The organism is Streptomyces sp. NPDC001480 (genome assembly GCF_042894725.1).
GTDB lineage: Bacteria > Actinomycetota > Actinomycetes > Streptomycetales > Streptomycetaceae > Streptomyces.
Window position 1 is genome coordinate 159,305 of the sequence record NZ_JBIAVX010000003.1, and the last position, 25,454, is coordinate 184,758.

Consider the following 25,454-nt stretch of genomic DNA (forward strand, 5'->3'; position numbering starts at 1 on the left):
TCAGGACTCCTTGAGGGAGACGAGAACGTCGTCCCCTTCGATCTTTACGGGGTATACGGGGACGGGGCGCGTCGCGGGAAGGCTGTCGGGCTTTCCGGAGCGGAGGTCGAAGCGCGAGCCGTGCAGCCAGCACTCGATGTGGCAGTCGTCGACCTCGCCCTCGGACAGCGAGACGTTCGCGTGGGAGCAGATGTCGTTGACGGCGAACACCTCACCCTCGGTCCGCACGACCGAGACGGGCGTGCCGTCGATCTCCACCCGCTTGGGGGTGTCGTCCTCCAGCTCGCTCAGCCCGCAGACTCGCACGAATGCGTCGCTCATGCGACCGACGCCTCCAGCTCTTCCTCGATCTTGGCGATGAGGCGCTCCTCGATGTCCGCGACGCCGATCTGCTGGACCAGCTCGGCGAAGAAGCCGCGGACGACGAGGCGGCGGGCCTCGTGCTCGGGGATGCCCCGGGCCATCAGGTAGAAGAGCTGCTCGTCGTCGAAGCGGCCGGTGGCGCTGGCGTGGCCGGCTCCGACGATCTCGCCGGTCTCGATCTCCAGGTTCGGCACGGAGTCGACCCGGGCGCCGTCGGTGAGGACGAGGTTGCGGTTCATCTCGTACGTGTCCGTGCCCTCGGCCTTGGCCTCGATGAGCACGTCGCCGATCCACACGGCGTGCGCGTCGTCGCCCTGGAGCGCGCCCTTGTAGGCGACGTTGGACTTGCAGTGCGGGGTGTTGTGGTCGACGAGGAGACGGTGCTCCTGGTGCTGGCCGGAGTCGGTGAAGTACAGGCCGAACAGCTCGGCCTCGCCGCCGGTGCCGGCGTAGGCGACGCGCGGGTGCAGGCGTACGAGGTCACCGCCGAAGGTCACCACGAACGACTTGAAGGTGGCGTCCCGGCCGATCAGCGCGTTGTGCTGACCGACGTGGACGGCCTTGTCGTCCCAGTCCTGGACGGAGACGACGGTCAGCTTGGCGCCGTCGCCCAGGACGTAGTCGACGTTGGCGGCGAGTACGGCGTCACCGGTGTGGTCGATGACGACGACGGCCTCGGCGAAGGCTCCCAGCTCGACGACCTGGTGGCCGTAGGCGGTCCCGCCCTCGCCGTGCACGGCGATACGGATCGGCTCGGTGAGCACCGTCTCCTTGGGGACGGTGACCACGCCGGCCTTCTCGAACGCCGAGTACGCCTGGGCGGCGACGCGGTCCACGGGGGTGCCGGCCCGGCCGAGGCGCGCGTCGTCGCGGCCCACGGTCTCGACGGTCACGCCCTCGGGGGCCCGGACGTCCACCTTCACGCCGTCGCCGGTGGCGACCGCCGTGCCGTCGTGCAGCCCGCGCAGCCGCTCCAGCGGCGTGAACCGCCACTCCTCCTCGCGGCCGTGCGGGACCGGGAAGTCCGCCACGTCGAAGGACGGGGGCGCGCTCATGCGCGTGGCGACGGTCGACTCGGCGGCCACCGCGATCTGGCCCGCGGTGGTGGACCCCACGGGGATGTTCTGGGCCTCAGCCATGGCTGTCGGTCTGCTCTCTTTCCTGCGTCAGATTTCGATAGCTGTCGTCCGGAAGGGGGTCTTAGCCGACCGCGCCTTCCATCTGCAGCTCGATCAGCCGGTTCAGCTCGAGGGCGTACTCCATGGGCAGCTCCTTGGCGATCGGCTCGACGAAGCCGCGCACGATCATCGCCATCGCCTCGAACTCGCTCAGACCGCGGCTCATCAGGTAGAACAGCTGGTCCTCGGAGACCTTGGAGACGGTCGCCTCGTGGCCCATGGACACGTCGTCCTCGCGGACGTCCACGTAGGGGTACGTGTCGGAGCGGGAGATGGTGTCGACGAGCAGCGCGTCGCACAGCACGTTCGACTTCGATCCGGCGGCGCCCTCGCCGATCTCGACCAGACCGCGGTACGAGGTGCGGCCGCCGCCGCGTGCCACCGACTTGGAGACGATGTTGGAGGACGTGTTCGGCGCCATGTGGACCATCTTGGAGCCGGCGTCCTGGTGCTGCCCCTCGCCCGCGAAGGCGATGGAGAGGGTCTCGCCCTTGGCGTGCTCGCCCATCAGGTAGACGGCCGGGTACTTCATCGTCACCTTGGAGCCGATGTTCCCGTCGATCCACTCCATGGTCGCGCCCTCGTAGGCGACGGCGCGCTTGGTGACCAGGTTGTAGACGTTGTTCGACCAGTTCTGGATGGTCGTGTAGCGGCAGCGGGCGTTCTTCTTGACGATGATCTCGACGACCGCGGAGTGCAGCGAGTCCGACTTGTAGATCGGGGCCGTACAACCCTCGACGTAGTGCACGTAGGCACCCTCGTCGACGATGATCAGGGTCCGCTCGAACTGGCCCATGTTCTCCGTGTTGATCCGGAAGTAGGCCTGGAGCGGGATCTCCACGTGCACGCCCTTCGGCACGTAGATGAAGGAGCCACCGGACCACACGGCCGTGTTCAGGGCGGCGAACTTGTTGTCACCGGCCGGGATGACGGTGCCGAAGTACTCCTTGAAGAGCTCCGGGTGCTCCTTGAGCGCGGTGTCGGTGTCGAGGAAGATGACGCCCTGCTCCTCCAGGTCCTCGCGGATCTGGTGGTAGACGACCTCCGACTCGTACTGGGCGGCGACACCGGCGACGAGGCGCTGCTTCTCGGCCTCCGGGATGCCCAGCTTGTCGTAGGTGTTCTTGATGTCCTCGGGCAGGTCCTCCCAGGACTCCGCCTGCTTCTCCGTGGAGCGCACGAAGTACTTGATGTTGTCGAAGTCGATGCCCGACAGGTCCGAGCCCCAGTTCGGCATGGGCTTCTTCTCGAAGAGCTTCAGACCCTTCAGGCGCAGCTTCGTCATCCACTCGGGCTCGGACTTCTTGCCCGAGATGTCACGGACGACGTCCTCGTTCAGGCCGCGCCTTGCAGAGGCACCGGCCACGTCGGAGTCGGCCCAGCCGTATTCGTACTTGCCCAGGCCCTCGAGTTCGGGGTGGGCAGTCTCCGTGGGGAGAGTCATGCGGGGTTCCTCCCGGCCGTGCTTGCAGATGCGTCGGTTGCGTCAGTGGAAATCTTTGGGATGAACGTCGTGCAGACGCCGTCGCCGTGCGCGATGGTCGCCAGTCGCTGGACGTGGGTACCCAGCAGCTCGGCGAAGATCTCCGTCTCCGCCTCGCACAGCTGCGGGAACTGCTCCGCGACGTGCGCGACCGGGCAGTGGTGCTGGCACAGCTGTTCGCCGACCGGTGCGCTGCGCGCCGTAGCAGCGTACCCGTCCACGCTCAAGGCCTTGGCCAGGGCTTCGGCGCGTTTGTCGGGGGTGACGGCCTCGATCGCCTTGCGGTACGCCCTCGCCTGCGCGGCGATCCGGGCCCTGGCGAAGGCGGTGACCGCCTCCTGCCCGCCCTCGCGCTCGGCGATCCAGCGGAGCGCTTCCGCGGCGAGCTTGTCGTACGACTGGTCGAAGGCGTCGCGGCCGCAGTCGGTGAGCGCGAAGACCTTCGCGGGACGGCCGCGCGTGCGCGTGCCGTACACCCGCTGCTCGCGTGCCTCGACGACGTCGTCGGCGGTGAGCGCGTCCAGGTGACGCCGTACGGCCGCCTGGGTGAGTCCCAGCCGTCCGGCCAGCTCCGCGACGGTCGACGGGCCGTGGTCCAGGATGGACCGCGCGACCCGGTTGCGGGTGGACCGCTCCCCGGTCGCGAGCTCCTCCTGAGGGGCCCCCGTGGGGGTCTCCCGAGCCTCGCCGACGTTTTTCACAACGCCATTGTTGCGTAATTCCGCAGAGGCAGGCAAGCGGCGTCCGAGTGGACCGACGGTGCCCTGCGTCACTTAGGTATACCTAATCCGACCTGCGGAAACGATCATCGATCGATCGAACGGGTGGCGCGTCCGGCCGTGGTCCAAGAGACTGCCGAACCATGCCGACACGCCCTCCGACCGGCCCACTCGTGACCCGCGACACCCTCTGCGCGGAGCTGCGCGCGCTGGGCGTGGAACGCGGCGAGATCCTCCTGGTGCACTCCTCGCTCAGCTCGCTCGGCTGGGTGTGCGGCGGCGCCGTCGCCGTGGTCCGAAGCCTGCTGGACTGCGTCGGCCCGGACGGCACGATCGTCGTCCCCACCCACTCGGGCAACCTGTCCGACCCGGCTCTGTGGAGCAGGCCGCCGGTGCCGGAGGCCTGGTGGGAGCGGATCCGGGCCGCCATGCCCGCGTACGACCCGCTGATCACCCCCTCGCACGGCGTCGGCGTGATCCCGGAGACCGTTCGGACCTGGCCGGGCGCCCTGCGCAGCGCGCACCCGCACGCCTCGTTCGCGGCGCTGGGACCGCGCGCGGCGGGGATCGTCGACGGCCACGCCCCCGACTGCCGGCTCGGCGAGCGCAGTCCGCTGGCCAGACTGGAGGAGCGGGGCGCCCGGGTACTGCTGCTCGGGGCCGGATACGACAGCTGTACGAGTTTCCACCTCGCCGAGTACCGGATACCCGCGCCGCTCGAACGGGTCGGCCGGCCGGTGGCCGGTGGCGGCTGGGAGACGATGACCGAGGTGTCGATCAGTTCGGACCGCTTCGACGAGCTGGGCCAGGACTTCGAACGGGACCGGCCCGTCCGGCTGGGCAAGGCGGGCGCGGCCGACGCACGGCTGTTCCCGGTGGCGGACGCGGTGGCCTACGCCGAACGGTGGCTGGCGTTGCACCGGCCCCGCGAGCAGGACATCCTGCACCCGCCCGCCTGAGCCCGGCACGACCGGCCCCACGCCCGGCGAGCCCAGGCCGGCCCACCGGCGGAACCCACCCGCCCGCACCGGAACACAGCGGCACCACCGACGCACGGCCTCTCGGACGACCACCGCCGTCATCCACCCGAGCCCCGACCTGCCCCGCGAAAGCGGATTCCGCACCCGGCCGCCTGAGTCCCGGCGCGCCTACCTAGACTCTGGACCCATGCGAAGTGAGCCCGTGGTCCAGGTCCACGCCTTGGTCAAACGGTATGGCACGAAGACCGCGGTGGACGGCCTCGAACTGGTGGCCAGGGCCGGTGTGACCGCCGTGCTCGGCCCCAACGGGGCCGGCAAGACGACGACGATCGAGACCTGCGAGGGGTACCGGAGGCCGGACTCCGGCACGGTGCGCGTCCTGGGCCTCGATCCGGTGCGGGAGTCGGCCGAGCTGCGACCCCGGATCGGCGTGATGCTCCAGTCGGGCGGGGTGTACTCCGGCGCCCGGGCCGACGAGATGCTGCGCCACGTGGCCAAGCTGCACGCGCACCCGCTGGACGTGGACGCCCTCATCGAGCGCCTCGGCCTCGGCTCGTGCGGCCGGACCGCGTACCGACGGCTGTCAGGCGGCCAGCAGCAGCGGCTCGCGCTGGCCATGGCCGTGGTGGGCCGCCCGGAGCTCGTCTTCCTCGACGAGCCGACGGCCGGGCTCGACCCACAGGCCCGCCGGGCCACCTGGGACCTCGTGCGGGACCTGCGGGCCGACGGCGTCTCCGTCATCCTCACGACGCACTACATGGACGAGGCCGAGCAGCTCGCGGACGACGTCGCGATCATCGACGCGGGCCGGGTCATCGTCCAGGGCTCCCCCGAGGAGCTGTGCAAGGGCGGCGCCGAGAACACGCTCCGCTTCACCGGCCGCCCCGGCCTCGACGTGAGTTCCCTGCTGAAGGCCCTCCCGGCCGACTGCACGGCCGCCGAGCTGACCCCGGGCGCCTACCGGGTGGTCGGCAAGGTCGATCCCCAACTGCTCGCCACGGTGACCTCCTGGTGCGCCCAGCACGGGGTGATGCCGGACCGGATCTCGGTGGAGCGGCACACTCTCGAAGACGTCTTTTTGGAGCTCACCGGTAAGGAGCTGCGGTCGTGACCGCTGTGGACACGTTCACCCCCAAGCCCGGCGCCGCGCCCCTGCCCCGCATGATCGCCGCCCAGGCGGCGCTGGAGACGAGGATGCTGCTGCGCAACGGCGAGCAGCTGCTGCTGACGGTGGTCATCCCGACCCTGCTGCTGGCCCTCTTCAGCTCCGTGGACATCGTGGACACCGGCGCCGGCGAGGCCGTCGACTTCCTCGCCCCCGGCATCCTGGCCCTCGCCGTGATGTCGACGGCGTTCACCGGGCAGGCCATCGCGACGGGCTTCGAGCGGCGCTACGGGGTACTGAAGCGGCTGGCCGCCTCCCCGCTGCCCCGCTGGGGGCTGATGACCGCGAAGACGGCGTCCGTGCTGGTCACGGAGATCCTCCAGGTGGTCCTGCTGACGGTGATCGCCTTCGCGCTGGGCTGGTCCCCGCACGGCAACCCCGCCGCCGTCCTGCTCCTGCTGGTCCTCGGCACCGCCGCCTTCTCCGGGCTCGGCCTGCTGATGGCGGGCACGCTGAAGGCGGAGGCCACGCTGGCCGCCGCCAACCTGGTCTTCCTGCTGCTGCTCGTGGGCGGCGGGGTCATCGTCCCGCTCGACAAGTTCCCCTCCGGCGTCCAGGACGCGCTCGGGCTGCTGCCCATCTCGGCGCTCTCCGACGGCCTGCGGGACGTGCTCCAGCACGGGGCCGGGGTGCCGTGGGGCGACCTGGGGATCCTGGGCGTGTGGGCGGTCGTGGGGCTGGCGGCGGCGGGGCGGTTCTTCCGCTGGGAGTAGCGCGGGGAGGCGCTGGCAGTGCCCCGGGAGGCCCCGGACGGGACCCTCGTGAAAGCGTGCACAAGCGTCCCGCCTACCATGGACCCGTGCCTAAGCTGACCCCCACAGACGCCGCAGCTGCCCTGCGCAACCCCCTCTCCTTCATCGCCGCGCGCTGGACGCCCGCCCCCCGGACGGTCCGGCGGGCGGCGCTGGCCGCCCTCGTGATGTCGGTGATCATCGTGGTGACCGGCGGTGCCGTACGGCTGACCGGCTCGGGCCTGGGCTGCCCGACCTGGCCCACCTGCACCGACGACTCGCTCACCACGACCCGGGCGATGGGCTTCCACGGTGCCATCGAGTTCGGCAACCGCATGCTGACGTACGTGCTGTGCGCGGCCGTCGGCTGGGCGATCGTCGCCGCGCGGGCGCAGAAGCCGTGGCGGCGGAGCCTGACCCGGCTGGGCTGGGCGCAGTTCTGGGTGGTCATGGGCAACGCGGTGCTCGGCGGCATTGTCGTCCTGGTCGGTCTGAACCCGTACACCGTCGCGGCCCACTTCCTGCTCACCACGGCGCTGATCACCGTCGCCACGGTGATGTGGCAGCGCACCCGCGAGGGCGACGGGGCGCCGCGCCTGCTGGCCGGCAAGGCCGTGCAACAGCTGGTGTGGTTCCTGGTGGCCGCGTCCGTGCTGCTCATCGCGGTGGGCACGGTGGTGACCGGGGCCGGTCCGCACGCGGGTGACTCCACCGAGGTCAAGCGCATCCCGATCGACTGGGAGACCGTCGCCAAGCTGCACGCGGTGCTCGCCTGGATCGTGGTGACGCTGACCTTCGCCCTGTGGTTCGTCCTGAAGGCGGTGGACGCGCCCAAGGGGCCGCTGGACCGGACGCGGGACCTGTTCCTGATCCTGCTCGCGCAGGGTGTCATCGGCTACGTCCAGTACTTCACGCACCTGCCCGAGGTCCTGGTCGGCCTGCACATGCTCGGCTCGTGCCTGGTGTGGATCGGGGTGCTGCGCGTCCTGCTGGCGCTGCGCGAGCGGCCGGAGGCGGTGCCCGAGGTGCCCGGTCCGACGACCGGGGCGGCGGTGGCCACGAGCGCGTGAGTCACCCGTACGCCGCTACGTCTCACCCGAGTCCGTAGATCCTGCGGGCGTTCCCCACCGCCACCATCGCGGCCACCCGCTGCGCGTCCCCCAGGGACCACGCCCCCTCGGCCACCCAGGTGCCCAGCACCCGTCCGAGGGATTCGCGGAACAGCCGGGCGGCCACGACGTGCAGTTCGGGCAGGCCGTGAGCGCCGCTGGAGAACAGGATCTTGCCGAACGGGGCCAGCTCCAGCACCTCCGCGAGGATCGTCGCGGCCCGGGCGCCGGTGCGGACCAGGGCGGCGCCCGAGTCGGCGTAGACGTGCGGGAAGACGGCGGCGAGGTGGGCGGCGTGGCGGTGGTACGGGTAGCCGTGCAGCAGGACCAGGTCGGTCCCGAGGCCCGCCGTGGCCCGCACGAAGTCGGTCAGCAGGACCGGGTCGGTGCGGTCGATGCGCGCGCCCGGTTCCCCGAGCCCGGCGTGCAGCTGGAGCGGCAGGCCCGAGGCGACCGCGATCCACAGCAGGTGCCGCAGCAGCACCGGGTCGCTCAGCTCGCCGCCGACCCGCCGCCCGGCCAGCCAGCGGCCCGCCGCGCCCCGCACCTCGCCCGGCCCGGGTGGCTCGGGCGCCAGCGCGAGGCCGTGCCGTAACCCGGCCACCGAGGTGAAGGCGACGGCCTGCGCGGCGGCGCCGTGCACCGACTCGGCGAGATTGGCGAGGAACGACTCGACGGTGCCGGAGGTGTCGGCGACCTGCTCGGCGAGGAGCTCCAGGCGGACGATCTCACGGGCGTCGGCGTCACCCGCGGAGGCCAGCTCCGCGGGTCCGGTCAGATCGCCCGGCAGCCCGGTGTCGACCAGGTAGGTGGTGATGCCGCTGCCCCGCAGCAGACGGCGGCCCGCCTCCAGCACGCCCAGTTCACGGCGGCGGGCGAGATACCGCGCGGGGGCGCAGTGCGGCTCCAGGCCGAGCAGCGGCGGGCACCAGCGCCGCACGGCGAAACCGGTCTGCGTGTCGAAGAGCGTGGTCCCGGGGGCGGGCGGCCCCTCGGTACGGGCCAGCTGGGCCTCGAACGTGCCGAGGCCCAGCTCCGTGCGCAGCACGCCGTGGCAGTACTGGTCCACCAGGGACGGCGTTTCGATCATCCGGACTCCCCGTGACTGGACCTCGTCCTCCTGAAGTCCTAACGGGTGAACCGGGTGTCAGGTGTTGCTCAGGAGTTGCTTGGCCCACCCACCTGGATTCCGGCCATGCGCGTCCACTCGTACGGGCCCGTCCTCACCTTGGCCGCGAACTCGCCGTCGAACGCCTCGTGGACGGTGATGCCGGCCTTGCGCACCGCCTGCTCGGCGATGGCGGGGCTGGGGGCCACCAGGTCGCCCCAGCCGCCGTCCTCACCGACGAGCACGATCCGGGCGCCGCGCTCGCCGATGTGGGCCACCTGGCCCTCGGCCCCGCCGTGCGCCTTGGAGAAGGCGTCGATCTGCTTGGCGAGCTTCGCCACCCTGCGTTCGGCCTTCGGGTCAACCTGCTGCGTGTCTGCCATGGTCAGGATGCTACCGACGGGTAGATCAAACGGCGACGGGCGGGGTGCGTGGCCTTTGCCACGCACCCCGCCCGTACCGGCGCATGAACGGGGCTACCGAAGGAACGGGTCCACCGCGACCGCCACGAACAGGATCGACACATAGGTGATGGACCAGTGGAACAGGCGCATCTCCTTGAGCTTCGCGCCCGTCACCTCGGCCTTGGCGCGGTTCTGGAGGGCGTGCGCCTCCCACAGCCAGAAGCCGCCCGCGAGCAGCGCGACCGCCGTGTAGAACCAGCCGGTGTAGCCGAGCGGGTTCAGCAGGAGGGAGACGACGACCATGACCCAGCTGTAGAGCACGATCTGCTTGGCGACGACCTTGTTGGAGGCGACGACCGGCAGCATCGGCACGCCCACGCGCGCGTAGTCCTCGCGGACCTTCATGGACAGCGGCCAGTAGTGCGGCGGCGTCCAGAAGAACATGACGAGGAAGAGGATGACCGGCGCCCAGGACATCGAGTTGGTGACGGAGGACCAGCCGATCAGCACCGGCATGCAGCCGGCGATGCCGCCCCACACGATGTTCTGCGACGTACGCCGCTTGAGGAGCATCGTGTAGACGACGACGTAGAAGAGGAGCGCTCCGAGCGACAGCCAGGCCGACAGCCAGTTGACGGTGAGTCCGAACAGCAGCGTCGAGACGACCGCCAGTGTGATGCCGAAGGCGAGGCACTCGCGCGGGCTGACCATTCCGGTGACCAGCGGGCGCTGCGAGGTGCGGTCCATGAGCGCGTCGATGTCACGGTCGATGTACATGTTCAGCGCGTTGGCGCCGCCCGCGGAGAGGTAGCCGCCGAGGCAGGTCAGCAGCACCAGGCCCAGGTCGGGCACGCCCTGCTGAGCCAGGAACATCACCGGAACGGTGGTGATGAGCAGCAGCTCGATGATCCGCGGCTTGGTCAGAGCCACGAACGCCTTGACACGGGCCCCGAACGGCCGGTGAACCGGGCTCTCGCTCGCACCGAGCAGCCCCGCTGGACGGGATTCGACGGCCGTCACGCACACCCCTGACAGAGACTCCCAGCGAGCCCCGCCGTGTGAACTGACGGTAAAGGCTCGCGCGTACCACGCCACTTTAGACGTTGCCCAGACCCGGACATTCGCGGGGGTCCGTTCGTGTTGGCGGGGGCCGCCGAGCGTGCGTGGGGAGGCTCGATTGAGCAGTCAGATGAGCGGCTCCGTATTCATGTGCCGAATGCCGTTCCGGCCAGTCGGGAGGCGGATCGACGACATGCCCGTCAGTCTGGAATGGCTCGAAAAAACGCACGTACCTACAGGGGTAGGCTCGACAACGGCCGGTGGGCACCCAGTGCACCGGCAGCCGGTGGGCGCGCGCCCAGAACGCCGGTATTCGATCATGTGGAGAGGAGCCCTGACCCAGGGTGAGCACCAAGCCGACCACCACAGACCTCGAGTGGACCGAATTGGACCAGCGGGCCGTGGACACCGCCCGTGTCCTGGCCGCCGACGCCGTACAGAAGGTCGGCAACGGCCATCCGGGTACGGCAATGAGCCTGGCGCCCGCCGCCTACACCCTCTTCCAGAAGGTGATGCGGCACGACCCCGCCGACCCCGACTGGGTGGCGCGCGACCGCTTCGTGCTGTCCGCCGGCCACTCGTCCCTGACCCTCTACACGCAGCTCTTCCTGGCCGGCTTCGGCCTGGAGCTGGAGGACCTTCAGTCCTTCCGCACCTGGGGCTCGAAGACCCCGGGCCACCCGGAGTACGGGCACACCAAGGGTGTCGAGACGACGACCGGCCCGCTCGGCCAGGGTGTCGCCAACGCGGTGGGCATGGCGATGGCCGCCCGCTACGAGCGTGGCCTGTTCGACCCCGAGGCCCCGCAGGGCGAGTCCCCCTTCGACCACTTCATCTACTGCATCGCCGGTGACGGCTGCCTCCAGGAAGGCATCTCCGCCGAGGCCTCCTCGCTGGCCGGGCACCAGAAGCTGGGCAACCTGGTCCTGCTGTGGGACGACAACCACATCTCGATCGAGGGCGACACCGAGACCGCCGTCTCCGAGGACACCGCCAAGCGGTACGAGGCCTACGGCTGGCACGTGCAGCGGATCGCCCCGAAGCCGGACGGCGACCTCGACCCGCACGCGATCTACAACGCGATCGAGGCCGCGAAGAAGGTCACGGACCGGCCGTCCTTCATCGCGATGCGCTCGATCATCGCCTGGCCGGCCCCGAACGCGCAGAACACCGAGGCCGCCCACGGCTCGGCGCTCGGCGACGACGAGGTCGCGGCCACCAAGCGCGTCCTCGGCTTCGACCCGGACAAGAGCTTCGAGGTCGCCGACGAGGTGCTGGCCCACACCCGCCAGGCCCTCGACCGGGGCCGCGAGTTCAAGGCCGAGTGGGAGAAGTCGTTCCAGCTGTGGCGTGAGAACAACGCCGAGCGTGCCGCCGACTTCGACCGGATCGCCGCGGGCGAGCTGCCCACCGGCTGGGAGGAGAAGCTCCCGGTCTTCGAGCCCGGCAAGTCCGTCGCCACCCGCGCCGCGTCCGGCAAGGTGCTCCAGGCGCTCGGCGCGATCGTCCCCGAGCTGTGGGGCGGCTCCGCAGACCTGGCCGGTTCGAACAACACCACCATCGACAAGGACAGCTCCTTCCTCCCCGAGGGCAACCCGCTGCCGGAGGCGAACCCCTACGGCCGCACGGTCCACTTCGGTATCCGCGAGCACTCCATGGCCGCGGAGATGAACGGCATCGCCCTGCACGGCAACACCCGCATCTACGGCGGCACCTTCCTGGTGTTCTCCGACTACATGCGCAACGCCGTGCGTCTGTCGGCCCTGATGCACCTGCCGGTGACGTACGTGTGGACGCACGACTCCATCGGCCTCGGCGAGGACGGCCCGACCCACCAGCCCGTCGAGCACCTGGCCTCGCTGCGCGCCATCCCGGGCCTGAACGTGGTCCGCCCGGCCGACGCCAACGAGACCGCGATCGCCTGGCGCGAGATCCTGGGGCGCTGGACGAAGGAGTTCGGCAAGGGCCAGCCGCACGGCCTCGCGCTGACCCGCCAGGGCGTGCCCACGTACGAGCCCAACGAGGACGCAGCGCGCGGCGGTTACGTCCTGTTCGAGGCCGACGGCGGCGAAGCCCAGGTCGTGCTGATCGCCACCGGTTCCGAGGTGCACGTCGCCGTCGAGGCGCGCGAGCGGCTCCAGGCCGACGGGGTCCCCACGCGGGTCGTGTCCATGCCGTCCGTGGAGTGGTTCGAGCAGCAGGACCAGGGGTACCGGGACAGCGTCCTGCCCCCGTCCCTGAAGGCTCGTGTCGCCGTGGAAGCCGGTATCGGTCTGACCTGGCACAAGTACGTCGGGGACGCCGGTCGCATCGTTTCCCTGGAGCACTTCGGTGCTTCCGCCGACGGCAAGGTCCTCTTCCGCGAGTTCGGCTTCACTGCCGAGAACGTGGCCGCCAAGGCCCGGGAATCCATCGCGGCCGCCCAGCGCTGACGCTCACATACGACACGTAGGAGATGTAATTCCATGACAGACGCACTCAAGCGCCTCTCCGAAGAAGGCGTCGCGATCTGGCTGGACGACCTGTCGCGCAAGCGGATCACGTCCGGCAACCTCGCCGAGCTGATCGACCAGCAGCACGTCGTGGGCGTCACCACCAACCCGACGATCTTCCAGAAGGCGATCTCGCAGGGCGACGGCTACGACCAGCAGCTCTCGGACCTCGCCGCCCGCAAGGTCACCGTCGAAGAGGCCATCCGCATGATCACCACGGCGGACGTCCGCGACGCCGCCGACATCCTGCGCCCGGTGTTCGACGCCACCGGCGGCCAGGACGGCCGGGTCTCCATCGAGGTCGACCCGCGCCTGGCGCACAACGAGAAGGCGACCGTCGCCGAGGCCAGGCAGCTGGCCTGGCTGGTCGACCGCCCGAACACGCTGATCAAGATCCCGGCCACCATGGCGGGCATCCCGGCGATCGCGTCCACCATCGGCAACGGCATCAGCGTCAACGTCACGCTGATCTTCTCGCTCGAGCGTTACCGCGCGGTCATGGACGCGTACCTCACCGGCCTGGAGAAGGCCAAGGAGCGCGGCCTGGACCTGTCGAAGATCCACTCCGTGGCGTCCTTCTTCGTCTCCCGCGTGGACACCGAGATCGACAAGCGCCTGGACGGCATCGGCACCGACGAGGCCAAGGCGCTGCGCGGCAAGGCCGCCGTCGCCAACGCCCGGCTCGCCTACCAGGCGTACGAGGAGGTCTTCTCCTCCGACCGCTGGACCGCGCTGGAGAGCGCGGGCGCCAACAAGCAGCGTCCGCTGTGGGCGTCGACCGGCGTGAAGGACCCGGCGTACCAGGACACCATGTACGTCACCGACCTGGTGGCGCCCAACACGGTGAACACCATGCCGGAGGCCACGCTGGAGGCCGTCGAGGACCACGGCGAGATCAGCGGCAACACCGTGTCCGGCACCTACGAGCAGGCGCGCGCCGACCTCGACGCGCTGGAGAAGCTCGGGATCTCGTACGACGACGTGGTCCAGGTGCTGGAGGACGAGGGCGTCGAGAAGTTCGAGGCGTCCTGGAACGACCTGCTCAAGTCGACCGAGGCGGAGCTCCAGCGCCTCGCCCCCTCGGAGGGCTGAATTGTCCCCCTCTTCCGGCTCCGGGGCGAACCCGCTCCGTGATCCCGCCGACCGACGGCTCCCGCGTATCGCGGGGCCGTCGGGCCTGGTCATCTTCGGCGTCACCGGTGACCTGTCCCGCAAGAAGCTGATGCCGGCCGTGTACGACCTCGCCAACCGGGGTCTGCTGCCGCCGGGCTTCTCCCTGGTCGGCTTCGCCCGCCGCGAGTGGGCCAACGAGGACTTCGCCGCCGAGGTCCACGACGCCGTCAAGGAGCACGCCCGCACCCCGTTCCGCGAGGAGGTCTGGCAGCAGCTCATCCAGGGGATGCGCTTCGTGCAGGGCACCTTCGACGACGACGACGCCTTCGAGCGGCTGCGCTCCACCATCGAGGAACTCGACAAGGCGCAGGGCACGGGCGGCAACTTCGCCTTCTACCTGTCGGTGCCCCCGAAGTCCTTCCCCGTGGTGATCCAGCAGCTGAAGAAGCACGGGCTGGCCGACCAGACCGGCGGTTCCTGGCGCCGCGCGGTCATCGAGAAGCCGTTCGGCCACGACCTGAAGTCGGCCGAGGAGCTGAACCGGGTCGTGCACGAGGTGTTCTCGTCGGACCAGGTCTTCCGGATCGACCACTACCTCGGCAAGGAGACGGTCCAGAACATCCTGGCGCTGCGCTTCGCCAACACCATGTTCGAGCCGATCTGGAACCGGTCCTTCGTGGACCACGTTCAGATCACCATGGCCGAGGACATCGGCATCGGCGGCCGGGCCGGCTACTACGACGGCATCGGCGCGGCCCGTGACGTCATCCAGAACCACCTGCTCCAGCTCATGGCCCTGACGGCCATGGAGGAGCCGGCCTCCTTCGACGCGGACGCGCTGGCCGCGGAGAAGACCAAGGTGCTCGGTGCGGTCCGGCTGCCCAAGGACCTGGGCAGCGCCACCGTGCGCGGTCAGTACGCGGCGGGCTGGCAGGGCGGCGAGAAGGTCATCGGCTACCTCGAAGAGGACGGCATCGACGCCAAGTCGAAGACCGACACCTACGCGGCGATCAAGGTGGAGGTCGACAACCGCCGCTGGGCGGGCGTCCCCTTCTACCTGCGCACCGGCAAGCGGCTGGGCCGCCGCGTCACCGAGATCGCGGTCGTCTTCCAGCGGGCCCCGCACTCCCCCTTCGACCACACGGCGACGGAGGAGCTGGGCCAGAACGCGGTCGTCATCCGCGTCCAGCCCGACGAGGGCATCACGGTCCGCTTCGGCTCGAAGGTGCCGGGCACCTCGATGGAGATCCGGGACGTGTCCATGGACTTCGCCTACGGCGAGTCCTTCACGGAGTCCAGCCCGGAGGCGTACGAGCGGCTGATCCTGGACGTGCTGCTGGGTGACGCCAACCTCTTCCCGCGCACCGAGGAGGTCGAGCTGTCCTGGAAGATCCTCGACCCGATCGAGGACTACTGGGACAAGAACGGCAGGCCCGCGCAGTACAAGTCGGGCACCTGGGGTCCCGTCGAGGCCGACGAGATGCTCGCACGAGACGGACGGAGCTGGCGCCGGCCATGAAGATAGACCTCACGGACACCACGGCCAGCAAGATCAACAAGGCGCTGGTGCAGGGCCGCCGGGCCATCGGCACGCCCGCCGTGGGCATGGTGCTCACCCTGGTCATCGTCACCGACGAGGAGAACGCCTACGACGCGCTGAAGGCGGCCGGCGACGCCTCCCACGAGCATCCCTCGCGGACGCTGCTGGTCATCAAGCGCGTCTCCCGCTCCCCCCGCGACCGCACGCAGTCCCGGCTGGACGCCGAGGTGCGGGTGGGCGCGGAGGCGGGCACCGGCGAGACGGTGGTGCTGCGGCTGTACGGCGAGGTGTCCGACCACGCCGACTCCGTGGTCCTGCCGCTGCTGCTGCCGGACGCCCCGGTCGTCGTCTGGTGGCCGGTGGACGCCCCGCTCGACCCGGCCAACGACCCGCTGGGCGCCCTCGCCCAGCGCCGGGTCACCGACACCTACACCGCCGAGCAGCCGGTGCGGGACCTGTCAGCCCGGGCCTCCGCCTACACGCCCGGCGACACGGACCTGTCCTGGACCCGGATCACGCCCTGGCGGTCGATGCTGGCCGCCGCGCTGGACCAGGTCGTGTGCGAGGTCAAGGCCGTCGAGGTGGAGGGCGAGGAGTTCAACCCGAGCTGCGAGCTGCTGGCGATGTGGCTCGCGGACCGGCTGGACGTGCCCGTCAAGCGCTCCCTGTCGTCCGGCCCCGGGCTCACCGCGGTCCGCATGGACACCAGCGGCGGCCCGATAACGCTGGACCGCGCGGACGGCTCGCTGGCCACGCTGTCCATCGAGGGCCAGCCGGACCGCGCGGTGGCGCTGAAGCGGCGGGACACGGCCGAGCTGATCGCGGAGGAGCTGCGGCGGCTCGACCCGGACGACACGTACGCGTCGGCGCTGCGGTTCGGGGTGGAGCGGCTGGGCGCCTCGGCCGGCGGTACCGACCAGGCTCCGGCCGCCCCTCCGGCACCGGACGCGGCGCCCAAAGGAGAGGCGGCCCCCAAAGGAGACGCGGTCGCCGTCGAGACCCCTGTCGAAGCAGCTGCGAAAGCTCCCGCGAAGGAAGCGGCGGCGAAGGCTCCGGTGAAGAAGGGGGCGGCGAAGTGAGCGCCCCCCAGCTGGTCGTCCACCACGACAAGGAGCTGATGGCGCAGGCCGCCGCGGCCCGGCTGATCACCAAGATCGTGGACGCGCAGTCCTCGCGTGGCTCCGCGTCCGTGGTGCTCACCGGCGGCCGCAACGGCAACGGCCTGCTGGCCGCGCTGGCCTCGGCCCCCGCCCGGGACGCCGTCGACTGGGCGCGGCTGGACCTGTGGTGGGGTGACGAGCGCTTCCTCCCCGAGGGGGACCCGGAGCGCAATGTCACCCAGGCCCGCGAGGCGCTGCTCGACGCGGTGCCCCTGGACCCGGAGCGCGTGCACGCCATGCCCGCCTCGGACGGTCCGTACGGTGCCGACGTGGAGGCGGCGGCGGAGGCGTACGCGGCGGAGCTGGCCAAGGCCGCCGGCCCCGAGAACCACGGCAGCGTTCCCGCCTTCGACGTGCTGATGCTGGGCGTCGGCCCGGACACCCATGTGGCCTCGCTCTTCCCCGAGCTGCCCGCCGTCCGGGAGACCGAGCGGACGGTGGTCGGCGTGCACGGCGCGCCCAAGCCGCCGCCGACCCGGATCACCCTCACGTTGCCGGCGATCCGCGCGGCCCGCGAGGTCTGGCTCCTGGCCGCCGGTGAGGACAAGGCCCAGGCCGCCGCGATCGCCCTGTCGGGCGCGGGTGAGATCCAGGCCCCGGCCGCGGGGGCCCGCGGCCGGTCCCGCACCCTGTGGCTGCTGGACTCGGCGGCGGCCTCCCAGCTGCCGCGGTCGCTGTATCCGCCGGCTTCGCCGTGAGACCGGACTCGCCGTGAACGAAGGGGCGGCGCGGGCGATGCCCGCGCCGCCCCTTCGTCGTCACTACTTGTTCGTCGTCACTACTTGACGGAGCCCGCCATCACCCCCTGCACGAAGTGCCGCTGGAAGGCGAAGAACACGGCCACCGGCACGATCAGCGACAGGAACGCACCGGGTGCGAGGACGTCGATGTTGCTGCCGAACTGCCTGATCTGGGACTGGAGTTCGACCGTCAGCGGCTGGGAGGAACTGTCGGCGAACAGCAGGGCCACCAGCATGTCGTTCCAGACCCAGAGGAACTGGAAGATGGCGAGGCTGGCGATGGCGGGCCGGCCCACGGGCAGGACGAGGCGGGTGAAGATGCGCCACTCGCTGCCGCCGTCCATGCGGGCCGCCTCCAGCATCTCCTTGGGCATCTCGGCGAAGTAGTTGCGCAGCAGGAACACCGCGAACGGCAGGCCGTAGGCGACGTGGAAGAGGACGACGCCGGGAATCGTGCCGAACAGGCCGAGCTGCCCGAAGAGTTTGGCGACCGGCAGCAGACCGATCTGCACCGGCACCACCAGCAGGGCCACCACGAGCAGGAAGACGGCCTCGCGGCCCGGGAAGTCCAGCCAGGCGAAGGCGTATCCGGCGAGGGACGCGATGACGACGACGAGGACGGTCGCCGGCACCGAGATCAGCACCGTGTTCCAGAAGGCCTGGGTCATCCCGGCGTTCTTCAGCAGCGCCGAGTAGTTGTCGAAGGACAGCTGCCCGGGGCTCGCCAGCGCCGTCCACCAGCCGCCCTTGGCGGTGTCCTGCGCCGAGCGCAGGGAGGAGAGGAACAGGCCGGCGAGCGGGGTCAGCCAGACCAGGCCGATCACCACGAGGAACGCCTGGACCAGACCGTTGCCCAGCCCACGCCTTACCGCGTTCATCGCTGACTCCTTCGGAAACGGCGGACGTTGAAGACCATCGCGGGGATCACCAGGAGCAGGAGCAGCACACCGAGCGCGCTGCCCAGCCCCTGGTTGTTGCCGCCACCGAAGGACACCAGCCACATCTGGGTCGCGAGGACGGTCGCGTCCTCCTGCACCGGACCGGGCGCGATGATGTAGACGAGGTCGAAGACCTTCATCACGTTGATGACCAGGGTCACGAATACGACGGTCAGCACGGGGGCCAGCAGCGGGACCGTGATCCTGCGGAAGATCTGCCACTCGTTCGCCCCGTCCATCCGGGCCGCCTCCAGGGCGTCCCGGGGCAGGGCCGACAGTCCGGCGCCGATCAGCACCATCGCGAATCCGGTCCAGATCCAGAGGTACGCGCCGATGATCGCGGGCGTGACGAGGGTCGGGCCGAGCCAGGAGACTCCCTGGTAGGGCGGTGCGAAGTTCGACCCGGGCAGCTTCAGCGTGTACGAGCCGGTGTCCAGCCCGGAGAAGCGGAAGGAACCGTCGGACGCGGTCGTCGTGCTCGCGGCCGTCTTCCCGCCGCGCACCGCCTCGACCTTCATGCCGGGCAGCCCGCTCTCCCGCCGGTCGACCTTGCCCTGCCTGCCTCCGCCGCCGGGTGTGAAGTCCAGGTAGACGACGCCGCGCAGTTCATCGGCGGTGGCCTTGCCGCCGGCCGCCGGGTAGGCGGGCGCGGCGCCCTGGGGCAGGTCCTTGGGCAGGACGCCGACCATGGGGAACGTCACCAGGCCGCCCGGTGACACACCGGTCTTCGTCTCGTACGAGCCGTCGCTCCCCTGGGTCAGGTCCTGTCCCACCCGAGCGCGTGCCGTCGGATAGGTCGAGGCGCCCTTGAAGGCGTCGTGCACGGAGACCACGGCGGCGTTGAGCACCCCCTTGGCGGGGTCCTGGTCGTAGGCGAGGCGGAAGATGATCCCCGCCGCGAGGAAGGACACCGCCATCGGCATGAACAGCAGCAGCTTGAACGCGGTGGCCCAGCGGACCTTCTCCACCAGGACGGCGAGGATCAGGCCGAGCCCGGTCAGCAGGGCCGGGGCGACGACCACCCAGATGGTCGTGTTCCGGACGGCCTTGAGCGTCGCCGGGTCGCGGAACATCTCCGTGTAGTTGTCCGCGCCGACGAAGCGCGAGCCGGAGGCGTCGAAGAAGCTCCGGCCGACGGAGAACAGCACCGGGTAGACGACGAGCGCGCCGAGCAGGAGCAGTGCGGGGAAGACGAAGAGCAGGGCGATGATCCGGCCGCGCCGCCGCGAGCGCCGGGCGCGCTCGGCGAGCGAGCCCGGCGGCGGGGAGCCCGCCCCTTTCTGCTTCACGAGTGTGGTTGCGGTCATCTGCCGGCTCAGTCCTGGTAGGCCTTGGCCGCAGCGGCCTCGAGCTTCGCCGCGGTCCCCTTCGGGTCGGACGGGTCACGCAGGAAGTCCTGGAGCAGCTTCCACTCCCCCACGCCCTTGGTGCCGCCGAAGGAGGCGGGTGCCTGGTCGGACATGTCGAAGCGGACCGAGTCACCCGCCGCGATCAGGGACTTGGCGGTGGCGCGGGTGACGTCGTCGCCGTAGGAGGCCAGGTCGAGCTGCTTGTTCGGGGACAGGAAGCCGCCCGCCTTCGCCCACACGGCGGCGGCCTCGGGGGTGGCGAGGTACTCCAGGAGCTTCATGCCGGCCTTGGAGTTCTTGCCGTCCTTCAGGACCACGGCCGCGTCACCGCCGCTGACGACCGGCGCCTTGCCGCCGTCGACGGCCGGGAACGGGAAGAAGTTCGCGTCCTTGCCGATGGCCTTGCCGAACTGGTCGTGGGCGACGCCGGCGACGAAGTCGCCCTCGTAGACCATGCCGGCCTCGGGCTTGGGCCCGAACACCTTCTCGACCGAGCCCGGGAAGTCGGTGTTGAGGGCTTCCTTCTGGCCGCCCGCGATCAGCTGCTTGTCCTTGAACAGCTTGCCGAGCGTGCCGAGCGCCTTGACCACGCTGGCGTCGGTCCACTTCAGCCTGTGCGCGGCGAGGGCGTCGTACTTCCCGGGACCGGCCTGGGAGAGGTAGACGTTCTCGAACCAGTCGGTCAGCGTCCAGCCGTCCTGCCCGGCGACCGCGAAGGCGGCGAGCCCGGAGTCGGAGACGGTGTGCCCGGCCTTCAGCAGCTCGGTGTACGTCTTCGGCGGCTTGACGCCGGCCTGGGTGAGGGCGTCGGGGCTGTACCAGACGGTCGACTTGTGGGCGGCCTTGAAGTACAGGCCGTACAGCTTGCCGTCGACGCTGCCGTACTTCTTCCAGACCGGCGCGTAGCCGGCGTCCACGGACTTCTCGGTGGTGGCGGACAGCGGCTTCAGCCAGCCCTTCTTGGCGAACTGCTGGAGCACGCCGACCTGCGGGACCATCACGACGTCGGGCGCGTTGCCGCCCTCGATCTTGCTGCCGACGACGGTGGAGACGTTGTCGCCCGTGGACACGAACTGGGTCTTGGCGCCGGTCTTCGCGCTGAACGCGTCCAGCACCTTCTGGAAGTTCTTCTGCTCGCTGCCGGACCAGACACCGGCCACGGTGACGGTCTGGCCGCTGAGCGCCTTGTCGCCGCCGCCGGAGGAGACCGGGCCGCCGCCGCAGGCGGTCGCGCCGAGCGCCAGGACGAGGGCGGTGCAGCCGGTGAGCAGGGTGGTGCGTCGTCGCATCATCGTTGATGTCCCTTCGAGGGGTGGGGAAATGACGGGCGAAATCACGGGCGAGATGACGGGTGAGATGACGGGCGATCAGAGATCGTTGATCCACCAGGCGGCCGTGGAACCGGGGAGCACCCCGGCCGGGCAGGGGCCGCTGGACAGCAGGGGGGTGCCGGAGACCGGCGCGGGTGTGGGCGCCGTACCGAAGTTGACGGCGCAGACGAGGCCGTCGCCGCGGACGAAGCCGAGGACGCCCGGCGGGGTGTCCAGCCAGCGCAGCGAGCCCTCACCCAACTGGGGCAGTGATGCGCGCAGTTGGAGGCCGTCGCGGTACAGGTGCCAGAAGGAGCGGGTGTCGGCGAGGGCGCGGTCGGTGGCGTACTCGGCGAAGTACTCGGGCTGCGGCAGCCACGGCTTGGCGCTCTCCGCTCCCGGCGTGAAGCCGAACGGGGAGGCCTGCCCGGACCAGGGCAGCGGCACCCGGCAGCCGTCGCGGATACGGGCGCGGCTGCCGGTGCGCCGGAAGATCGGGTCGGTGAGCACGTCGTCGGGCAGGTCGACGACCTCGGGCAGGCCCAGCTCCTCGCCCTGGTAGATGTACGCGGCTCCGGGCAGCGCCAGCATCAGCAGCGCGGCGGCGCGGGCGCGGGCGGTGCCGAGGCCGCTGCCCTCGGTGGCGGGTTCGCCGTAGCGGGTGACGGTGCGGACCTGGTCGTGGTTGTTGAGCACCCAGGTGACCGTGGAGCCCGTGCCGGCGATGTCCGCCATGGCCTCGGTGATGACCTTGCGGAAGGCGTCGGGGTCCCAGGGGGCGCTGAGCAGGTCGAAGAAGAAGGCCTGGTGGAGTTCGTCGGGGCGGACGTACTGGGCGTGTTCGCGGGCGGACGGGACCGAGACCTCGCCGACGAGGAGACGCTCGTGGCCGTCGCGTGCGGTGTACTCCTCGCACACCGACCGCCAGTGCCGCCACACCTCGTGCACCTCGGGCTGGTTCCAGGCGAGCGGATTGACCGAGTCGCGGGTGCGGGCGTCGGCCTCCGGGTCGTCGGAGTCGGGCAGGTCCGGGTGCTTGAACAGGCCGGCGGCGACGTCGATGCGGAAGCCGTCCACACCGCGGTCCAGCCAGAAGCGCAGGATCCGGTCGAACTCGGCGGGGACCTCGGGGTCGCGCCAGTTCCAGTCGGGCTGCTCGGGCGTGAACATGTGCAGGTACCACTGGCCGTCGCCCACCCTGGTCCAGGCCGGGCCGCCGAACATCGCGTGCCAGTTGTTGGGCGGCTCGCCGCCGTCGGGACCGCGGCCGTCGGCGAAGTGGAAGCGGGCCCGGGCCGGGCTGCCGGGCGCGCTGTCCAGCGCCTCGCGGAACCACGGGTGCTCGCTGGAGCAGTGGTTGGGGACGATGTCGAGGAGCACCTTGATGCCCAGCCGCCGGGCCGTGGCCACCAGCAGGTCGAACTCGGCGAGGTCGCCGAAGAGCGGGTCGACGCCGCAGTAGTCGGCCACGTCGTAGCCGTGGTCGTGCTGGGGCGAGGGGTAGAAGGGGCTCAGCCAGATGCCGTCGACACCGAGCTTCTTCAGGTACGGCAGCCCGGCCCGGACGCCGGCCAGATCGCCGACGCCGTCGCCGGTGCTGTCGAGGAAGCTGCGGACGTAGACCTGGTAGATCACCGCGTCACGCCACCAATGATGCCTGTTCAACCCTGTGGCCTGTCTCTGTGAAGGGCAGCAGTTATGCATGCATGTTAAGTAGGCGCTTCACAGAGGTGTCAATGAAAAGAACGGAGGCTACTGAGGAGTTGGTGAATCAAATCCGGACTTATCCGGGCGTTGCGAGCCCAGATGAGACGTCCGCGTTACCTAACAAGTAACTAGGAAACTATCGACGGGCGACGGCGTCGAGTTCCCGCGCCAGCCGCGCCACCGCCACCTCGGGCGTCTCCCGCCCGGTCAGCGCGTCGTGCACGACCGCCTGCACCACCAGACTGACCTGGTCGTAGTGCGGGCTCTTGGGCCGCGGCTTGGCGGCGCGCAGGGCGGCGCGCAGGGTCGGCAGGTACGGGAACTCCCGTACGAGCTCGGGGTCCTTGTACAGCGCGGCGCGTACGGGCGGCAGCGAGCCGCGCGTGAGGACCTGGCGCTGGACGGGCTCACTGGTGAGGTACGCGATGAGGCGCGCGGCGGAGTCGGGGTGCCGGGCGTGTGTGTTCACGGCCAGATCGGAGCCGCCCAGGACGCTACTGCCGGGCCCGTCCGGCCCGGGCAGCGGTACGGCGCCGATCTTCCCGGCGACCTCGGAGCCCTTGGCCGAGGCGACGGCGTACGCGTAGGGCCAGTTGCGCAGGAAGAGCAGACGTCCGTCCTGGAAGGCGTCCTTGGACTCCTCCTCCTTGTACGTCAGCGCCTGCTTCGGGATCCAGCCCTCGCGGATGCCGCGCGCCAGGAAACCGATGCCCTCACGGGCGGCGGCGGAGTCCACCGTGACGCGCTCCCCCTCGTCTCCGAGGATGGTCCCGCCCGCCGAGTAGACGGCCTCGGCCGCGTTGACCGTGAGGCCCTCGTACGGCAGGAACTGGCCCGCGTACCCGTCGAGCCCGTATTTCGGCGCGATGGTCTTCGCGTCGTGTTCCAGCTCGGCCCAGGTGCGCGGCGGCGGCACACCCTCCTTGTCCAGGACGTCCTTGCGGTACAGGAGCAGGCCGGCGTTGGTGACGTACGGGACGGCGTACAGGTGTCCGTCGTAGGTGGCCGTGTCGACGACCGGCTTCAGGAAGGTGCCGAGGGGGAAGCGGTCTCTCGGCAGCGGCCGGATCCAGCCGGCGGCGGCGAACTCCGAGGTCCAGTTGACGTCGATGTTGAGCACGTCGAACCGGCTGCGGTCGCCGCCGCGCAGGTCGGTGGTCATCTGCGCATGGGTCTCGTCGGCGGAGTCCGGCAGCTCGACGAGCTTGACCTTCTCGCCGGGGTGGGTACGGTTCCAGCCCTGGAGCAGCGGGCCGAGATAGCCGGTGAGGTCCCCGGCGGTGGCCAGGGTGAGCGGGCCGCGGCCACCGGTGCCGCCCTCGTCGGCATGGGAACCCGAGACGGTGTACCCGGTCATGACCACGACGAGGACGAGAAGGCCCCTACCGGCGGCGTGTATCCACCGCATAGGTTCCTCCCTGAACACGTACACCGGCCCACGGGCATCTTCGCCGACGGGTCAGAGGCCATGTATACCTGTTAGGTATGGGCGATACTAGGGCCTGGAGCACATTACGCAGACTAGGAGGACAGCACGAGTGCGCCTGCCCCTCCTGGCACTCCTCGCGCGCGGCCCCGCCCACGGCTACGAGCTGAAGCAGGCCCTTGAGCAACTGCTGGGCTCCGCGTACCCTCAGCCGAACGTCGGCCAGATCTATGTGACCCTCGGCCGCCTCGAGAAGTCGGGACTGATCGAGGGCGAGGACGTCGAGCAGTCGAGCCGGCCCAACAAGAAGGTCTACAACCTCACCGAAGCCGGGCGTGAGGCGCTGCGCGTCTGGTTCGAGGAGCCCGAGGACGAACCGCGGGTGCGGGACGAGTTCTTCATGAAACTCGCCCTCGCCCCGCAGACCGGTCTCGTCGACCAGATCGCCCTCATCAACAAGCAGCGGCGCCAGTACCTCAACACCATGCGTGATCTGTCGAAGCTGGCCGCGGCCGAGAGCCGGGACAACCGAATCGCCCATCTGCTGATCGAGGGCGCGATGCTGCACCTTCAGGCCGACCTGGACTGGCTGGAGCGGTGCCAGGAGGAACTGGAGGAGCTGGAGTGAGCGAGAGCCCCGCTCCGCTGCTGCGCGCCGAGGGCCTGGCCAAGACCCATTACGGCGAGGGCGCGCCCGCCCGTGCCGTGCGCGGGGTCGGCCTGTCCGTGCGGCCGGGCGAGTTCGTGGCGGTCACCGGCCCGTCCGGGGCCGGCAAGTCGACGCTGCTGCACCTGCTGGGCGGGCTCCAGCGGCCCGACGAGGGCAGCATCTGGCTGGACGGCCGGTGCACGGACGGCTACAGCGAGGCGCGCTGGGCCGAGGAGCGCAGGAAAGGGATCGGGATCGTCTTCCAGTTCTTCAACCTGGTCTCCAATCTGTCGGTCGCCGACAACGTCGAGCTGCCCGCGCTGCTGGTCGGCCGCTCGCCGAAGCAGGCACGGGCCGAGCGGGAGGAACTGCTCGCAGAGCTCGGCCTCGAGGGCAAGGAGCGCAGCATGCCGGGCGAGCTGTCCGGCGGTGAGCAGCAGCGGGTCGCACTCGCCCGCGCCCTGGTCAACCATCCCCCGCTGCTGCTGGCCGACGAGCCCGCCGGCAGCCTGGACAGCAAGGGCACCCGCGAGGTGATGCGGCTGCTGTCCCGGTTCCACCAGCGCGGGCAGAGCATCGTACTTGTCACCCACGACGCCCGGCTGGCGAGCGCCGCCGACCGCGTGATCAGCTTCTTCGACGGGCGGATCGCCGACGACGCGGAACTCGACGGCACACCGTCGCGCCGGCGCACGGGGACAGCCGGCGTGCTGGAACTGAAGGACTGACCA

The 25,454-nt window shown here is 70.5% G+C and carries 23 protein-coding genes; 11 read left to right on the plus strand and 12 right to left on the minus strand.

From position 1 onward, the window contains the following. From ACFY01_RS08005 to ACFY01_RS08020, 4 genes are all read right to left on the minus strand, one after another. The gene (locus ACFY01_RS08005) at positions 1-321 is read right to left on the minus strand and encodes a non-heme iron oxygenase ferredoxin subunit (protein WP_390734829.1); all 321 of its coding nucleotides are present in this window, start codon (positions 319-321) and stop codon (positions 1-3) included. Next, on the minus strand, positions 318-1,502 hold the full coding sequence (gene sufD, locus ACFY01_RS08010) for a Fe-S cluster assembly protein SufD (protein ID WP_390734830.1): 1,185 nt from the start codon (positions 1,500-1,502) through the stop codon (positions 318-320). Before sufD ends, ACFY01_RS08005 begins: the two co-directional genes overlap by 4 nt. 61 nt (positions 1,503-1,563) lie before the next feature. Beyond that, positions 1,564-2,985, minus strand: a complete 1,422-nt coding sequence (gene sufB / locus ACFY01_RS08015; protein ID WP_225828092.1) for a Fe-S cluster assembly protein SufB — start codon at positions 2,983-2,985, stop codon at positions 1,564-1,566. After that, positions 2,982-3,725, minus strand: a complete 744-nt coding sequence (locus tag ACFY01_RS08020) for a helix-turn-helix transcriptional regulator (RefSeq protein WP_390734831.1) — start codon at positions 3,723-3,725, stop codon at positions 2,982-2,984. Before ACFY01_RS08020 ends, sufB begins: the two co-directional genes overlap by 4 nt. Before the next feature lie 161 nt (positions 3,726-3,886). Here ACFY01_RS08020 and ACFY01_RS08025 point away from each other — a divergent pair, with 161 nt between their 5' ends. From ACFY01_RS08025 to ACFY01_RS08040, 4 genes are all read left to right on the plus strand, one after another. Further along, positions 3,887-4,702: an aminoglycoside N(3)-acetyltransferase gene (locus ACFY01_RS08025; RefSeq protein ID WP_390734832.1), complete on the plus strand. Its 816-nt coding sequence runs from the start codon at positions 3,887-3,889 to the stop codon at positions 4,700-4,702. Between the two features lie 208 nt (positions 4,703-4,910). Beyond that, positions 4,911-5,834, plus strand: a complete 924-nt coding sequence (locus ACFY01_RS08030; RefSeq protein WP_390734833.1) for an ABC transporter ATP-binding protein — start codon at positions 4,911-4,913, stop codon at positions 5,832-5,834. 50 nt (positions 5,835-5,884) lie between these two features. Beyond that, entirely contained in the window at positions 5,885-6,601 is a 717-nt protein-coding gene (locus tag ACFY01_RS08035) for an ABC transporter permease (RefSeq protein WP_390735268.1), read from the plus strand. A gap of 86 nt (positions 6,602-6,687) precedes the next feature. Beyond that, on the plus strand, positions 6,688-7,689 hold the full coding sequence (locus ACFY01_RS08040; RefSeq protein ID WP_390734834.1) for a heme A synthase: 1,002 nt from the start codon (positions 6,688-6,690) through the stop codon (positions 7,687-7,689). A 22-nt stretch (positions 7,690-7,711) separates the two neighbouring features. Here ACFY01_RS08040 and ACFY01_RS08045 read toward each other — a convergent pair whose 3' ends face one another. From ACFY01_RS08045 to ACFY01_RS08055, 3 genes are all read right to left on the minus strand, one after another. Continuing rightward, entirely contained in the window at positions 7,712-8,818 is a 1,107-nt protein-coding gene (locus tag ACFY01_RS08045) for an amidohydrolase family protein (protein WP_390734835.1), read from the minus strand. Between the two features lie 68 nt (positions 8,819-8,886). Next, positions 8,887-9,219: a hypothetical protein gene (locus ACFY01_RS08050; RefSeq protein WP_390734836.1), complete on the minus strand. Its 333-nt coding sequence runs from the start codon at positions 9,217-9,219 to the stop codon at positions 8,887-8,889. A 93-nt stretch (positions 9,220-9,312) separates the two neighbouring features. Next, positions 9,313-10,266, minus strand: coding sequence for a heme o synthase (locus ACFY01_RS08055; protein WP_390734837.1), 954 nt, complete (start codon positions 10,264-10,266; stop codon positions 9,313-9,315). A gap of 377 nt (positions 10,267-10,643) precedes the next feature. Between ACFY01_RS08055 and tkt the strand changes: the two genes are divergently transcribed. From tkt to pgl, 5 genes are read left to right on the plus strand one after another with little or no spacing between them, the layout of a single operon-like run. Beyond that, the gene (tkt, locus tag ACFY01_RS08060) at positions 10,644-12,731 is read left to right on the plus strand and encodes a transketolase (protein WP_390734838.1); all 2,088 of its coding nucleotides are present in this window, start codon (positions 10,644-10,646) and stop codon (positions 12,729-12,731) included. Positions 12,732-12,764: 33 nt separating this feature from the next. Beyond that, positions 12,765-13,883 carry a transaldolase gene (gene tal, locus ACFY01_RS08065; protein ID WP_390734839.1) on the plus strand — a complete coding sequence of 373 codons (1,119 nt, stop codon included), beginning with the start codon at positions 12,765-12,767 and terminating at the stop codon, positions 13,881-13,883. Between the two features lies 1 nt (position 13,884). Beyond that, entirely contained in the window at positions 13,885-15,423 is a 1,539-nt protein-coding gene (zwf, locus tag ACFY01_RS08070) for a glucose-6-phosphate dehydrogenase (protein ID WP_390734840.1), read from the plus strand. Further along, positions 15,420-16,523 (plus strand): glucose-6-phosphate dehydrogenase assembly protein OpcA, encoded by a 1,104-nt coding sequence (gene opcA, locus ACFY01_RS08075; protein WP_390734841.1) that lies wholly within the window; start codon positions 15,420-15,422, stop codon positions 16,521-16,523. The genes zwf and opcA overlap by 4 nt, the downstream gene beginning before the upstream one ends. Continuing rightward, positions 16,520-17,302 (plus strand): 6-phosphogluconolactonase, encoded by a 783-nt coding sequence (gene pgl, locus ACFY01_RS08080; protein WP_361815869.1) that lies wholly within the window; start codon positions 16,520-16,522, stop codon positions 17,300-17,302. Before opcA ends, pgl begins: the two co-directional genes overlap by 4 nt. An 80-nt stretch (positions 17,303-17,382) precedes the next feature. Here pgl and ACFY01_RS08085 read toward each other — a convergent pair whose 3' ends face one another. From ACFY01_RS08085 to ACFY01_RS08105, 5 genes are all read right to left on the minus strand, one after another. Beyond that, a complete protein-coding gene (locus tag ACFY01_RS08085; RefSeq protein WP_390734842.1) occupies positions 17,383-18,222 on the minus strand; it encodes a carbohydrate ABC transporter permease in 840 nt (279 codons plus the stop codon). After that, positions 18,219-19,589, minus strand: a complete 1,371-nt coding sequence (locus ACFY01_RS08090; RefSeq protein ID WP_390734843.1) for an ABC transporter permease subunit — start codon at positions 19,587-19,589, stop codon at positions 18,219-18,221. The genes ACFY01_RS08085 and ACFY01_RS08090 overlap by 4 nt, the downstream gene beginning before the upstream one ends. An 8-nt stretch (positions 19,590-19,597) precedes the next feature. Continuing rightward, positions 19,598-20,923 carry an ABC transporter substrate-binding protein gene (locus ACFY01_RS08095; protein WP_390734844.1) on the minus strand — a complete coding sequence of 442 codons (1,326 nt, stop codon included), beginning with the start codon at positions 20,921-20,923 and terminating at the stop codon, positions 19,598-19,600. Between the two features lie 75 nt (positions 20,924-20,998). Further along, the gene (locus ACFY01_RS08100; protein ID WP_390734845.1) at positions 20,999-22,645 is read right to left on the minus strand and encodes a glycoside hydrolase family 13 protein; all 1,647 of its coding nucleotides are present in this window, start codon (positions 22,643-22,645) and stop codon (positions 20,999-21,001) included. A gap of 139 nt (positions 22,646-22,784) precedes the next feature. After that, positions 22,785-24,056, minus strand: coding sequence for an ABC transporter substrate-binding protein (locus ACFY01_RS08105; protein ID WP_390734846.1), 1,272 nt, complete (start codon positions 24,054-24,056; stop codon positions 22,785-22,787). 130 nt (positions 24,057-24,186) lie between these two features. On the opposite strand from ACFY01_RS08105, the gene ACFY01_RS08110 reads away from it, so the two are divergent. Together ACFY01_RS08110 and ACFY01_RS08115 are read left to right on the plus strand one after the other, a co-directional pair. Further along, the gene (locus ACFY01_RS08110; RefSeq protein ID WP_390734847.1) at positions 24,187-24,702 is read left to right on the plus strand and encodes a PadR family transcriptional regulator; all 516 of its coding nucleotides are present in this window, start codon (positions 24,187-24,189) and stop codon (positions 24,700-24,702) included. Continuing rightward, a complete protein-coding gene (locus ACFY01_RS08115) occupies positions 24,699-25,451 on the plus strand; it encodes an ABC transporter ATP-binding protein (RefSeq protein ID WP_390734848.1) in 753 nt (250 codons plus the stop codon). The genes ACFY01_RS08110 and ACFY01_RS08115 overlap by 4 nt, the downstream gene beginning before the upstream one ends. Positions 25,452-25,454 lie beyond the last annotated feature (3 nt).